The sequence below is a fragment of the Ruegeria sp. AF2 genome (genome assembly GCF_056542025.1).
The window spans coordinates 113,296-127,231 of sequence record NZ_JBQFZC010000007.1; the positions used below are offsets into that span (position 1 = coordinate 113,296).

The following is a 13,936-nucleotide window of genomic DNA, read 5'->3' on the forward strand; positions in this document are numbered from 1 at the left end:
TTTTCTGAACGTACCCGATTAAATGCGTTACAGATCAAGCGTTCTAATTCTCTGCCTTTTGGGAGACGAAGGAATTATACCCTCGTCACTTCTTGCCGGGTGTGCCGTCGAATTTCTTTTCGATGTCGCTCCAACAGTCGATGTAATCGTCCTGCAGTGGTGCCTCATTGGCGGCGAACGCTGTGAGATGCTGCGGAAAGCGGGTTTCGAACATGAAGGACATGGTGTTTTCCAGCTTGTCTGGCCCTAGGTTTGAATTCGACGCCTTTTCAAAGGCTTCGCGATCCGGTCCATGGGGCAGCATCATGTTGTGCAGACTCATACCACCGGGAACAAAGCCCTGCGGTTTAGCATCATATTGGCCGTAAATATTGCCCATCAGTTCGGACATGATGTTCTTGTGGTACCAAGGCGGGCGGAAGGTATCTTCCATGACCATCCAGCGCTCGCGGAACAGAACAAAGTCGATATTTGCGGTGCCGGGCTGGCCTGAAGGTGCGGTCAGAACGGTGAAGATCGACGGATCCGGATGATCGAACAGGATGGCTCCGACCGGGCAATAGGTACGCAGGTCGTATTTAACAGGTGCATAGTTGCCATGCCACGCCACCACGTCCAGCGGGCTGTGACCGATCTTGGTCTGGTGAAATTGGCCGCACCACTTGACGGTCACGGTCGAGGGCACCTCGCGGTCCTCAAACGCCGCGACCGGTGCTTTGAAATCACGCGGGTTGGCCATGCAGTTGGCACCGATCGGACCGCGGCCCGGCAGTTCGAATTTCTGGCCGTAGTTTTCACACACGAACCCGCGCGCAGGGCCTTCCAGAACCTCGACCCGATAAACAAGGCCGCGGGGTATGATGGCTATTTCCTTGGGTTCGAGTTCAATGATTCCCAATTCGGTGTAGAATCGCAGAACACCCTCTTGCGGCACCACCAGCAGTTCGGAATCAGCCGAGAAGAAGTATTCATCCTCCATCGACGTGTTCACCATATAGATATGGCTGGCCATACCGACCTGAGTGTTCACATCCCCGGCGGTGGTCATGGTGTGCATGCCCGTGACCCAGGTCGTCTGTTCACCGGTATGGGGCACCGGATCCCAGCGGTATTGGCCCAGGCTTACGACGTCGGGATCGACATTGGGGGCCGATTTCCAATAGGGCACATAAATTTTTTCATAACGGTGTGAGTGCTTTACCGACGGGCGGATACGATAGCACCAGGTGCGTTCGTTCTGATGCGATGGGGCCGTGAAGGCGGTGCCTGAAAGCTGTTCACCATAGAGGCCGTAATTGCATTTCTGCGGGCTGTTCATGCCCTGGGGCAGAGCATCAGGAAGCGCTTCGGTTTCATAATCGTTGCCAAAGCCCGGCATGTACCCTTCGTGCGGCCCTTTCAAGGATGGGGCAACTGTCATGCGTTCATTCTTGGTCAGCTCATTCATTTTGCACGTTCCTTCCGGACAGATACGATCGAATTTAATGGGTGTGGTAATAGTTGACTTTGTAACTAACAAGCGCGACGGGAAGGTATCTTCAAAAAAGATGAGTTTGATTTGCAGGAAATTGCCATAGCCTTGCACCATGTCCTTCTTCGACTGGCAAAAGGTAGTGCAACAGAGATTGTTAATTCCGGTACCTGCGGGTCAATTTTCGGGGTCAAACAGAGAAATTGACTCAGACAGGCCAAACCAGTCTGATTGTACATCAGTCAAGTGACCGGAAGTGCCAGGGGTTCAAATTTTATGGAGATTTTGGTGCCCAGGAGAGGACTCGAACCTCCACGTCCATACGGACACTAGCACCTGAAGCTAGCGCGTCTACCAATTCCGCCACCTGGGCAGGTGTCGTGGAGGGGCGTTTAAGCTGACTGGCAGTGGGCGTCAACCAGATTCGGGGGTGTTTTTGAAAGTTTTTTGATGCGTGCCCCAACTTCTGGTTAACGCGACGGATTTTCAGAGAAGCGCGGCGTTATTGCGCCTTGTTCGACGGGCTCGTGGGCGCTAGATCAATTCAGACCAAGACAGCAGGAGCGCCATCATGTCGAAACTCGTCACGATTTACGGTGGATCGGGCTTTGTCGGCCGATATATCGCGCGGCGTATGGCTGCCGAAGGCTGGCGTGTCCGCGTCGCTGTGCGGCGGCCCAATGAAGCGATGTTCGTCAGACCCTATGGCGCGGTTGGTCAGGTCGAGCCTATCTTGTGCAATATCCGTGATGACGCCTCGGTCGCTGCAGCGATGCATGGTGTGGACGCCGTGGTGAATTGCGTCGGCGTATTGAATGAGCTGGGCAAGAATGCGTTCGACGCAGTGCAGGCCGAAGGTGCCGAACGGATCGCCCGGCTGGCGGCCGCTCAGAGTATTGACCGCATGGTTCATATCTCGGCCATCGGTGCGGATCCCGAATCCGACAGCGAATATGCGCGCACCAAAGCGCAGGGCGAGGCGGGCATTTTGCAACACATGCCGGGTGCCGTCATTCTGCGCCCATCAGTCATTTTCGGCACCGAAGACCAGTTTTTCAACCGCTTCGCAGGAATGACACGGATGAGCCCGTTCCTGCCGCTCGTTGGGGCGGAAACGAAATTTCAACCTGTCTATGTCGATGATGTTGCGCAAGCGGCAGTTCAAGGCGTTCTGGGCAAAGCGTCTGCCGGTGTTTATGAACTGGGCGGGCCAGAGGTAAAGAGTTTCCGCGCCTTGATGCAGCAGATGCTCGACGTAATTCATCGCCGCCGGATCATCATCGGGATGCCTTTCTGGGCGGCGAAAATCATGGCGGGTGTGTTGGATATCGCGAAGTTCGTCAGTTTTCAGTTGTTTCCGAACAATATCCTGACTCGTGACCAACTTAAGAATCTGCGGCGCGATAATGTGGTGGCGGATGACGCTAAAGGTTTTTCGGACCTCGGGATCGAGCCCGCAACGTTGGAGTCGGTTCTGCCAGAATATCTGTGGAAATTCCGCCCCGCGGGTCAGTATGACGATATTCAGAACTCGGCCAAGAACCTGCGCATCTGATCAGCTATAGGCGATCATTAGCAGTATTGCTCCGAGGATGACCCGGTAGATCACATAGGGTGTGAAACTGACGCTACGCAGAAGCCGCATCATCAGGTTAAGCGCGAGCAGAGCCGAAACAAAGGCGAAGGCTGCGGCAATCGCGCCGTCCTTGGCCAGCTGTGTATCCGCCTCACGGATGACGTCGACCGAAAGCAGGACGCCCGAAGCGACAATCGTAGGTATCGACATCAGCATGGCAATCCGCGCACCATCTTCGCGTGTATAGCCAAGCTGACGAGCGCCTGTGATCGTAATCCCCGAGCGTGAAGTCCCCGGGATTAAGGCCAACATCTGCCACAGCCCCATGATCATTGCGTCCTTTAAGCCCCAGTCCGAACTACGTTTGGTTTGTACCCCCTTTTGATCCATCCAATACAGCACTAACCCGAAGCCAAGCATCGCCCATCCGATGACGGCGACTGAACGCAGAGCCTGCTCAAGCCCCGTCAGGTACACGATCCCGCCCGCGATGACTGTCGGGATCGTGGCGATGACCAAGCCCAGTGCCAACCGCGCCTGGGGCGTCTCAATTCGTCCTCGGATAATTTGGGGTATCCCGGCGAGGGCTTGTTTCACATCTGACCAGAAATAAAGAATAACCGCGCCAAGTGTTCCTACATGGACGGCGACATCGATTGCCAGGCCTTGATCAACCGCGCCAGTCAGGCGGGGCAGCAGGATCAGGTGCCCGGATGAAGATACAGGCAAGAATTCGGTGACGCCCTGAATGATCGCCACAAGAATCAAGTGAAAAAGGCTCATCTGCTCTGCCGGTACCGTGCTCGTTTTGTTGAGAACAATGGGTATAAGCGGGCAACGGGAAAGTGAAGTGCTCAGATAGGTCCGAATCGGAACTAAAAACACGACAAATTTCTCTGAAAAAACATCGAGCGATGCAGTTTTCTCAATATAGGTCAGTACCGTTGACTTTTCATCCAGAATGACATCACTTAAAGAACCCTGACCAAGCCAATTCATGGAGTCTGACCCGTGGCCAAGCAACCGATGCTGAAATTTGTGCAGATCGATCGTGTCATGCCTGAAAAGCGTGCCGCCAGTGACCGCAAAGAGGACTTCGATGAAATCTATGCCGAGTACGCCGCGGAGAAGGCGGCCGAACAGGCCAGCCGATGCAGCCAGTGCGGAGTGCCCTATTGCCAGTCCCATTGTCCGCTGCACAACAATATCCCTGATTGGCTGAACCTGACGGCAACCGGGCGGTTGGAAGAGGCGTATCAAACAAGCCAGGCTACCAACACTTTCCCTGAAATCTGCGGCCGCATCTGCCCACAGGACCGTCTGTGCGAAGGCAATTGCGTGATCGAGCAATCGGGCCACGGTACGGTCACCATCGGCTCGATCGAGAAATACATTACCGATACAGCCTGGGATAAAGGCTGGGTTAAACCCGTTCAGCCCCGTGCCGAGCGCGACGAAAGCGTGGGTATCATTGGCGGTGGACCCGGTGGATTGGCAGCGGCGGATATGCTGCGCCGGGCGGGTATTCAGGTCACGGTCTATGATCGTTATGACCGTGCGGGGGGGCTGCTGATGTACGGCATTCCCGGTTTCAAGCTGGAAAAGGATATCGTCCAACGCCGAAATGACCTGCTGGCAGATGGTGGTGTTGCATTTGAGCTGAACTGCGATGTGGACGCCGCGAAATTCGCGGAAATCCACGCGAAACATGATGCGGTGATTATTGCAACGGGCGTCTACAAATCCCGTGATCTGTCCATGCCCGGCAGCGGTCTGGGTGGGATTGAAAAGGCGATCGATTTTCTGACAGCCTCGAATCGCAAAAGTTTTGGCGATGCGGTTGTTGACTTCGACAATGGCCGCCTGAACGCGGAAGGTAAGAAAGTGGTCGTCATCGGCGGGGGCGATACCGCAATGGATTGCGTGCGCACGTCGATTCGTCAGGGTGCGACGTCGGTCAAATGCCTCTATCGTCGGGACCGCGCCAATATGCCGGGCTCGCAGCGTGAGACCCAGAATGCCGAGGAAGAAGGCGTGATCTTCGAATGGCTTAGCGCACCCAAAGGCTTTACCGGCGATGAGCAGGTAAACGGTGTCATGGTGCAGAAGATGCGTCTGGGCCAGCCCGATGCCTCGGGCCGTCAGGCTCCCGAAGTGATTGAGGGCGCAGACTATGTCGAAGAGGCCGATCTGGTGATCAAGGCGCTTGGATTCGAACCCGAAGACCTGCCCACCCTGTTTGGTCAACCCGATCTACCCGTGACCCGCTGGGGTACCGTCAAAGCCGCGTTCCAGACCGGTGCGACCGAGATGGAGGGCGTTTATGCCATCGGCGACATCGTGCGCGGTGCTTCGCTGGTGGTCTGGGCGATCCGTGACGGGCGCGATTGCGCAGATGCCATAATTGAGCGTTTTAACGCCAAATCCGCCATCGCAGCCGAGTGAAACAAAACGCAAAAGCAATTCGAAAAATCCCAGCGGGAATGCGTTCGAAAGCGAACGCCGACAGATGAACAAAATCCTGTGTGCCCCCTTGGGAAGAAGGAGACAGCCAATGACCAAATATGATGCCGATTGGGTGCGGGCCGAAGAAGCCAAGCGCAAATGGATGGCAGAAAACGGTCTCTATTCAGAGGAAGAAGAACATTCCTCGTGCGGTGTGGGCCTTGTTGTGTCCGTCGATGGTAAGCCGTCACGCAAGGTGGTGGATGCCGGGATCGATGCGCTAAAGGCAATCTGGCATCGCGGCGCGGTTGATGCGGACGGTAAAACCGGGGATGGCGCAGGTATCCATGTGCAGATCCCGGTCCCATTCTTCTATGATCAGATTCGTCGCACGGGTCATGAACCAAACTTGGATGAACTGGTTGCTGTCGGTCAGGTTTTCCTGCCCCGCACGGATTTTGGCGCGCAGGAACAATGCCGGACTATAGTGGAAACCGAAGTTCTGCGCATGGGTTACTATATTTATGGCTGGCGACATGTGCCGGTTGATGTGACCTGTCTGGGCGAAAAGGCGAACGCGACCCGGCCCGAGATTGAGCAAATCCTGATCTCGAACTCCAAAGGCGTGGATGAAGAGACATTCGAGCGTGAGCTCTATGTCATTCGTCGCCGTATTGAAAAAGCGGCGCTGGCCGCAGGAATCTCGGGGCTGTATCTGGCGTCGCTGTCTTGCCGGTCGATCATCTATAAAGGCATGATGCTGGCCGAGCAGGTCGCTGTTTTCTACCCCGACCTGATGGATGAGCGGTTCGAGTCCGCTTTTGCGATTTACCACCAGCGCTATTCGACCAACACGTTCCCGCAATGGTGGCTGGCCCAGCCCTTCCGTATGTTGGCCCACAACGGTGAGATCAACACGCTGAAAGGCAACATCAACTGGATGAAAAGCCACGAGATCCGCATGACCTCGGATAGCTTTGGCGTCTATGCCGAGGATATCAAACCGATCATAGCGGGCGGATCGTCGGATTCTGCCGCATTAGACTCGGTATTCGAGGTCTTGGTGCGTGCTGGGCGCTCGGCGCCAATGGCGAAAACCATGCTGGTTCCGGAAAGCTGGTCCAAGCAAGCTATCGAGCTGCCGCAAAGCTGGCGCGATATGTATTCCTACTGCAACTCAGTGATGGAACCTTGGGATGGCCCTGCTGCGCTGGCAATGACGGATGGCCGCTGGGTGTGTGCCGGTTTGGATCGGAACGGTCTGCGCCCTATGCGCTATGTGGTAACCGGCGATGGTCTGGTCATCGCGGGGTCCGAGGCGGGTATGGTGCCGATTGATGAGGCCACCGTGACCGAAAAAGGCGCGCTGGGACCGGGCCAGATGCTGGCTGTCGATATGAAAAAGGGCAAGCTGTTCCGCGACAAGCAGATCAAGGACAAACTGGCCCGAGCACTGCCGTTTGGCGACTGGGTCGGCAAGATCAACGATCTGGACGAGTCACTTGCAGGCGTTACGGAACACCCGAAATTCACCGGAGAAGAACTGCGCAAGCGTCAGATCGCGGCCGGGTATTCTGTAGAAGACCTAGAACAGATTCTTGCCCCGATGGCAGAGGACGGCAAAGAGGCGCTGGCTTCGATGGGGGATGATACGCCCTCGGCTGTTCTGTCCAAGCAATACCGCCCGCTTAGCCACTTTTTCCGGCAGAACTTCAGCCAGGTGACGAACCCTCCGATCGACAGTTTGCGTGAATACCGTGTGATGTCGCTGAAGACGCGGTTCGGCAACCTTAAGAACGTGCTGGACGAGGACAGCAGCCAGACCGAGATCATCGTTCTGGAAAGCCCCTTTGTAGGCAATGCACAATGGGACACCCTGGTCAATCAACTGGGTTCACCCCTTGCGGAGATCGATTGTAGCTTTGAACCCGGCCGAGGCGCTCTGAGCGCTGCTTTGGCGCGTGTTAGAGCCGAAGCAGAAGAAGCCGTGCGCTCGGGCGCGGGTCACTTGGTGCTGTCTGACATGAATTCAGGGCAAGGTCGTGTGGCGATGCCGATGATCCTGGCCACCAGTGCTGTGCATTCGCATTTGACCCGTCAGGGTTTGCGGACCTTTTGTTCGCTGAACGTGCGGTCTGCTGAATGTGTTGATCCTCATTACTTTGCGGTTCTGATCGGCTGTGGCGCGACTGTTGTGAACGCCTATCTGGCCGAAGACTCACTGGCTGATCGCATTGACCGTGGTCTGCTGGACGGCACCCTGACCGAAAACGTTGCGCGCTATCGCGAAGCCATCGACCAGGGTCTGCTGAAGATCATGGCCAAGATGGGTATTTCGGTGATCTCGTCCTATCGCGGTGGTCTGAATTTCGAAGCCGTGGGTCTCAGCCGCGCGATGGTGGCCGAGTATTTCCCGGGTATGACCAGTCGTATCTCCGGCATCGGTGTCACCGGCATTCAGACCAAAGTCGAAGAAATTCATGCCAAAGCGTGGGACAGCGGTCTGGATGTTCTGCCCATCGGAGGTTTCTACAAAGCGCGTAAATCGGGTGAGACCCACGCGTGGGAAGCAACCTCAATGCACATGATGCAAATGGCCTGTAACCGCGCCTCATATGAGCTGTGGAAACAGTATTCGGCCAAGATGCAGTCCAATCCTCCGATTCACTTGCGCGATCTGATGGATTTCAAGCCGCTGGGCAAGCCGGTGCCGATCGAAGAGGTCGAATCGATCACTTCAATCCGCAAACGCTTTGTCACTCCAGGCATGTCGCTGGGCGCCCTCAGCCCCGAGGCGCACAAGACACTGAACGTGGCGATGAACCGGATTGGCGCGAAGTCGGATTCCGGCGAAGGTGGTGAAGACCCGGCGCATTTTGTGCCTGAACCCAACGGTGACAACCCGTCGGCCAAGATCAAACAGGTGGCCTCGGGCCGGTTCGGCGTGACCGCCGAATACCTGAACCAGTGCGAAGAGCTTGAGATTAAGGTCGCCCAAGGCGCGAAACCGGGTGAGGGCGGTCAGCTGCCGGGTATGAAAGTCACAGACCTGATCGCGCGTCTGCGGCATTCTACCAAGGGCGTGACCTTGATCTCACCGCCGCCGCACCACGACATCTACTCGATCGAGGATTTGGCGCAGTTGATCTACGACCTGAAACAGATCAACCCGCGCTGTAAGGTGACGGTAAAGCTGGTGGCGTCTTCGGGCGTTGGAACGATTGCCGCCGGTGTGGCCAAGGCGAAAGCGGATATTATCCTGATTTCGGGTCACAATGGCGGAACGGGCGCGTCGCCCGCAACCAGTATCAAATACGCTGGACTGCCGTGGGAGATGGGCCTGACCGAGGCGCATCAGGTTCTGGCGATGAACAACCTGCGCGACCGTGTGACTCTGCGGACGGATGGTGGCCTGCGCACCGGTCGCGACATCGTCATGGCCGCGATGATGGGCGCTGAGGAATACGGCATCGGTACCGCCGCCCTGATCGCAATGGGCTGTATTATGGTGCGTCAGTGCCAGTCGAACACCTGTCCGGTGGGCGTGTGTACGCAGGACGAATCGTTGCGTGCCAAGTTTACTGGTAACGCGGACAAGGTGGTGAACCTGATCACCTTCTACGCACAGGAAGTGCGAGAACTGCTGGCTAGCCTCGGCGCACGTTCGATTGACGAAATCATCGGTCGTGCTGATCTGCTAGCACAGGTCAGCCGCGGATCGGCGCATCTGGATGATCTGGACCTCAACCCGCTGTTAATCACCGTCGATGGCGCACATGATATCGTCTACAACCGCGACAAGGATCGTAATGCAGTGCCGGATACGCTGGATGCCGAGATTGTGCGCGATGCGGCGCGATTCCTGAAAGACGGTGAGAAGATGCAACTATCTTACGCGGTGCAGAACACGCATCGGACCGTGGGTACACGTGTCTCAAGCCACATCGTCCAGAATTTCGGCATGCGGAACACGTTCCAGGACGATCACTTGCATGTGAAACTGCAGGGTTCGGCCGGCCAGTCGCTGGGGGCTTTTGCCGCTCCAGGTCTCAAGCTGGAGGTCTCGGGTGATGCCAACGACTATGTCGGCAAGGGGCTTTCGGGCGGCATGATTGTTGTGCGACCCCCGCAGGTGAGCCCGCTCAAGGCGGAATATAACACCATCATTGGCAACACCGTCCTATACGGTGCCACCGATGGCCACCTATTTGCAGCAGGCCGCGCAGGTGAGCGGTTCGCGGTGCGAAATTCAGGTGCCAGAGTGGTGATCGAAGGCTGCGGCTCGAACGGATGTGAATACATGACCGGCGGCGTTGCGGTTATTCTCGGCGATATCGGTGCCAACTTTGGTGCGGGGATGACGGGTGGTATGGCTTATCTGTACGACCCCGAAGGCAAGGCCGAAGCGCTGATGAACATGGAGACGCTTGTCACCTGTCCGGTGACAGTGGACTATTGGGAAGATCAGCTGAAAGCAATGATCGAGCGCCATGTCGCGGAAACCAATAGCCGCAAAGCCATTGATATCTTGCAGCATTGGGATGTGGAAAAGACCAACTTCCTGCAGGTTTGCCCAAAAGAAATGTTGAACAAGCTCAGTCATCCTCTGACCACCGAGGTGGCGGCGGTTCCTGCAGAATAGGTCTTGAGAGATCTAAATCTTTGGCCCGGCGTGTCGTTCCCAACACGCCGGGTATTCTTTTGTCTGGCCATATTGTTTCCAATTCTTGTGTAATGCCGTGCATAACGCCTAGCTTTAGTCATAGTTTATTCGGGAAATGCAGGCATGCTGCTATCCCAATGATGTGAGTGAAGTGGAATATCGGTGTGCCCACGACGTATACAGACCAGTTTTTTGTGCTCGACCCGGCCAATCCGGGTGCGAACGGAACCGTTGTTGGATCCACGCTCAACGTCGAGTTCTTTGATATCATCGATCAGAATGACGATGATCTGGTCAACCGGCTGAATGGAGACTCGGTTGACGGATCTGATATCACTGCGTCTTACTTCAATGATATGGTGACGATCGAGTTGCCAGGTGGTGCGCAGGTTACATATACCGGCGTTACCTTCTACCTTGCTGACGGGCGCGAGGTTTTTACCCCAACAGACGGATCGGTTCTGCAGCAAGGCACGTTTGTTTCTTCTTCAGTCACCGATTTTAGCGATGATGGGGCTTCGTTTGGTTCGGTCGATATCGCCAACGGTGATCTCGGTCCGCCCTGCTTTACGCCCGGCACATTGATTAATACCCCCGATGGGCCCCGACCGGTCGAGGACCTGAAACTTGGAGATCTGGTTACGACCGCAGATAGCGGCGCTAAACCTGTGCTCTGGATTGGTCGGACCAAGGTAGCAGCCGAGGGTAAACTGGCCCCAATTCGGTTCGAGACAGGGATGTTCGGGCTCACGCGCCCTCTGCTTGTTTCGCCGCAGCACAGGATGCTGATCGATGATTGGCGTGCACCCTACCTGTTTGGCCATGAAGAAGTTCTGATCGCTGCCCATTGTCTTGTGAACGGAACAACAGTCACGCGTGTCGAAGGGGGCGAGGTGGATTATATCCACATTCTGTTCCGGCGACATGAGATCGTGTTCGCCAATGGCGCCAAAAGTGAAAGCTACTACCCGGGACATGCACTGACCCAGGCCGAGCGCCGGACGCAAGCAGAAGTATTGGCCTTGTTCCCGGAGTTGGCGGCGCGCGGAGCAGCCTCAGTCAGAACTGCACGCCCGGTTGTGCGACCGCGCGACGGACAGATGTTGTCGAAATAATCCGTTTCAAATACGCCCTTCGCGGCGTATAGCAAGGCATGGCAAAAAAAGCAGTCCGCAAACCGCGCGGTAAGAAAAAGAAGGCGTCCAGATCAAACAAAACAACAGGCCCCATCGCTCGGATACGGCGCTGGGCCCTTCGTGTTGTTCTGGCGATGGTCGTGGCTTTTGTGTCTTTGGTTCTGATCTATTCAGTCGTGAACCCGCCGGTCACGCATACGATCTGGTCCGAGTGGCGTCGGCTTGGGAAGGTTGATCGCGAGTGGGTGCCGATCGAAGAGATTGCCCCGATCATGGCGCGGTCGGTCGTAGCAGCCGAGGATGCCAACTTCTGCCTGCATTGGGGCTTTGATGTCGAAGCGATCCGCGATGCGCTGGAAGATGGCGGCAGCCGGGGTGCATCGACCATCACGCAGCAGGTGGTCAAGAATGTATTTCTCTGGCAGGGGCGCAGCTGGGTCCGCAAGGCGCTTGAAACCTCGATGACACCGGTTGTTGAAATCGTCTGGAGCAAGCAGCGCATTCTCGAAGTGTATCTGAACGTCGCGGAAACCGGACAAGGGATCTTTGGCGTCGAGGCCGCGGCGCAGAAGTATTATGGGGTGAGTGCGGCAAAGATGTCTCCGACACAAGCGGCGCGTGTGGCGGCGATTCTGCCATCCCCGCGCAACCGGTCGGTGACGGATCCATCGGTGCGGACCCGCAGGCGTGCCGCGTCAATTCTGGATGGAGCGGCCACCATCCGCGCAGATGGACGCGCCGCGTGTTTCGAGGATTGAAACCCAGACCCCTCAGCGGCTAAAGCTTGAAGGGTACTCTACTGGTTCGAATGGAAGTTCATGGCGCGTCTGTTTCACGTTCCCCTCTCGCCCTATTGCCGCAAGGTTCGCCTGTCTTTGGCCGAAAAGAAGATCGAGGTTGAGCTGGTCGAAGAACGATACTGGGAACAGGACCCGGATTTTTTGCGCCGCAACCCGGCGGGTAAGGTTCCTGTGCTGCGACTGGATGGTCAGATCATGGCCGAGAGCGCCGCGATCTGCGAATATATCGAAGAGACCCGACCCGAGCCACCCTTGATGCCTAAAAAAGCCGAAGCACGTTATGAGGTGCGGCGTTTGGTAGGCTGGTTTGATGACAAGTTTCACCACGAGGTGACCTCAAAGCTACTCTATGAGCGGGTGAACAAGAAAGTAACGGGGCAAGGCTATCCGGACAGCAAGAACGTCAAGGAAGGCGCGCGCGCGATCAAGTATCATCTGGATTATATGGCCTGGCTGCTGGATCACCGTCGCTGGCTGGCCGGAGATCAGATGACATTGGCCGATTTCGCCGCGGCGGCGCATCTGTCGGCGCTGGATTACATTTCGGACGTAGATTGGAACCGAAGCTCTGCGGTGAAGGACTGGTACGCCAAGATCAAATCCCGCCCGGCGTTCCGCTCGATTCTGGCGGATCAGGTTCCGGGATTCCGACCACCGCCACATTACGCGGATCTGGATTTCTGATAGATTGAGGGGTAGGGGGCTGTCCGCCCCCTCTTGGCCATTGGGCCAATTCACCCCCGAAGGTATTTTTGGCCAGATGAAGAGCGGATCGGAGTTGAAACAGCGGTTGGTGGAGCAAGCCTTGTCTGAGGGGTTTGTCGCCTGTCGGGTTTGTCGTCCTTGGGATGTGCCCCTTGTTCCCGAACGGTTGGATGCCTTTCTACAAGCCGGATATCATGGCCAGATGGGCTGGATGGCTGAGCGGGCTCATTGGCGCGGTGATCCGTCTGTGCTGTGGCCTGACGCGCGGTCGGTGATCATGCTTGCGGAGAGCTATACGCCCGAGCATGACCCGACTGCGGTGCTGGCGCATTCCAACTTGGGCGCCATTTCGGTTTATGCGCAGAACAAGGATTATCACGATCTGGTTAAGAAGCGCCTCAAACGATTGGCGCGCTGGCTGATTGCCGAGGGTGGGGGTGAAGTGAAGGTGTTTGTCGATACTGCTCCGGTGCCAGAGAAGGCGCTGGGGCAGGCCGCTGGGCTGGGGTGGCAGGGCAAGCATACCAATCTTGTCAGTCAGGATTGGGGGAATTGGGCCTTTTTAGGGTCTGTTTTCACAACTTTAGATTTGCCTGTGGATGGCGCTGAGGTCGACCATTGTGGCTCATGCCGCGCGTGTTTGACGGCCTGTCCGACCGACGCGTTTCCGGCACCGTATCAGTTGGATGCGCGGCGCTGTATTTCGTATCTGACCATCGAGCATAAGGGGCCGGTGGAGGAAGAGTTGCGCGCGCTGTTGGGCAACCGAATCTACGGCTGCGATGATTGTCTTGCGGCCTGCCCGTGGAACAAGTTTGCGGTCGCGGCCAGTGACCTTCGCTATGCGGCGCGGGAGGAGCTAAAGGCGCCTCCGTTGGCGGAACTGGCGCAGCTGGATGATACAGCATTCCGCGCGATGTTCTCGGGCTCGCCGATAAAGCGGATCGGCCGGAATCGGTTCGTGCGGAACGTGCTTTATGCGATTGGGAACTCAGCGGTGCCGGCGTTACTGCCGGTTGCACAGGCGCTGACCGATGATCCGGATCCGACCGTGGCTGATGCCGCGCGCTGGGCGGCATCCCGGTTGTCGTAAACAGGCTGGACGCGCCGCAGGAAAACGCTACACCCGGTTCTGGCGAA

At 56.6% G+C, this 13,936-nt stretch carries 9 protein-coding genes and 1 tRNA gene; 7 read left to right on the forward strand and 3 right to left on the reverse strand.

Annotated features, from left to right (window positions below):
• Positions 1-85 precede the first annotated feature (85 nt).
• Together hmgA and ACR0NM_RS18275 are read right to left on the reverse strand one after the other, a co-directional pair.
• Positions 86-1,447, reverse strand: a complete 1,362-nt coding sequence (gene hmgA / locus ACR0NM_RS18270; protein ID WP_480616030.1) for a homogentisate 1,2-dioxygenase — start codon at positions 1,445-1,447, stop codon at positions 86-88.
• A 310-nt stretch (positions 1,448-1,757) separates the two neighbouring features.
• Positions 1,758-1,844 (reverse strand) — tRNA-Leu (locus tag ACR0NM_RS18275).
• Between the two features lie 198 nt (positions 1,845-2,042).
• Between ACR0NM_RS18275 and ACR0NM_RS18280 the strand changes: the two genes are divergently transcribed.
• The gene (locus tag ACR0NM_RS18280; RefSeq protein WP_480616032.1) at positions 2,043-3,026 is read left to right on the forward strand and encodes a complex I NDUFA9 subunit family protein; all 984 of its coding nucleotides are present in this window, start codon (positions 2,043-2,045) and stop codon (positions 3,024-3,026) included.
• Here ACR0NM_RS18280 and ACR0NM_RS18285 read toward each other — a convergent pair whose 3' ends face one another.
• Positions 3,027-3,830, reverse strand: coding sequence for an undecaprenyl-diphosphate phosphatase (locus tag ACR0NM_RS18285; protein ID WP_480616034.1), 804 nt, complete (start codon positions 3,828-3,830; stop codon positions 3,027-3,029).
• 228 nt (positions 3,831-4,058) lie between these two features.
• Here ACR0NM_RS18285 and ACR0NM_RS18290 point away from each other — a divergent pair, with 228 nt between their 5' ends.
• From ACR0NM_RS18290 to queG, 6 genes are all read left to right on the forward strand, one after another.
• Positions 4,059-5,492 (forward strand): NAD(P)-dependent oxidoreductase, encoded by a 1,434-nt coding sequence (locus ACR0NM_RS18290; protein WP_480616036.1) that lies wholly within the window; start codon positions 4,059-4,061, stop codon positions 5,490-5,492.
• Between the two features lie 109 nt (positions 5,493-5,601).
• Positions 5,602-10,134, forward strand: coding sequence for a glutamate synthase large subunit (gltB, locus tag ACR0NM_RS18295; protein ID WP_480616038.1), 4,533 nt, complete (start codon positions 5,602-5,604; stop codon positions 10,132-10,134).
• A gap of 185 nt (positions 10,135-10,319) precedes the next feature.
• Positions 10,320-11,270, forward strand: coding sequence for a Hint domain-containing protein (locus tag ACR0NM_RS18300; protein WP_170802822.1), 951 nt, complete (start codon positions 10,320-10,322; stop codon positions 11,268-11,270).
• Between the two features lie 38 nt (positions 11,271-11,308).
• Positions 11,309-12,049, forward strand: a complete 741-nt coding sequence (gene mtgA, locus ACR0NM_RS18305; RefSeq protein ID WP_170598598.1) for a monofunctional biosynthetic peptidoglycan transglycosylase — start codon at positions 11,309-11,311, stop codon at positions 12,047-12,049.
• A gap of 60 nt (positions 12,050-12,109) precedes the next feature.
• Positions 12,110-12,775: an FtsZ-binding protein FzlA gene (fzlA, locus tag ACR0NM_RS18310; protein ID WP_170399162.1), complete on the forward strand. Its 666-nt coding sequence runs from the start codon at positions 12,110-12,112 to the stop codon at positions 12,773-12,775.
• Positions 12,776-12,851: 76 nt separating this feature from the next.
• Entirely contained in the window at positions 12,852-13,889 is a 1,038-nt protein-coding gene (queG, locus tag ACR0NM_RS18315) for a tRNA epoxyqueuosine(34) reductase QueG (protein WP_170515246.1), read from the forward strand.
• Positions 13,890-13,936 lie beyond the last annotated feature (47 nt).

What these genes read in the sequence shown, in the direction of transcription:
- hmgA (WP_480616030.1), bottom strand. Translation starts at nt 1,447, where the DNA reads ATGAATGAGCTGACCAAGAATGAACGCATGACAGTTGCCCCATCCTTG.
- ACR0NM_RS18280 (WP_480616032.1), top strand. Translation starts at nt 2,043, where the DNA reads ATGTCGAAACTCGTCACGATTTACGGTGGATCGGGCTTTGTCGGCCGA.
- mtgA (WP_170598598.1), top strand. Translation starts at nt 11,309, where the DNA reads ATGGCAAAAAAAGCAGTCCGCAAACCGCGCGGTAAGAAAAAGAAGGCG.
- ACR0NM_RS18285 (WP_480616034.1), bottom strand. Translation starts at nt 3,830, where the DNA reads ATGAGCCTTTTTCACTTGATTCTTGTGGCGATCATTCAGGGCGTCACC.
- fzlA (WP_170399162.1), top strand. Translation starts at nt 12,110, where the DNA reads ATGGCGCGTCTGTTTCACGTTCCCCTCTCGCCCTATTGCCGCAAGGTT.
- queG (WP_170515246.1), top strand. Translation starts at nt 12,852, where the DNA reads ATGAAGAGCGGATCGGAGTTGAAACAGCGGTTGGTGGAGCAAGCCTTG.
- gltB (WP_480616038.1), top strand. Translation starts at nt 5,602, where the DNA reads ATGACCAAATATGATGCCGATTGGGTGCGGGCCGAAGAAGCCAAGCGC.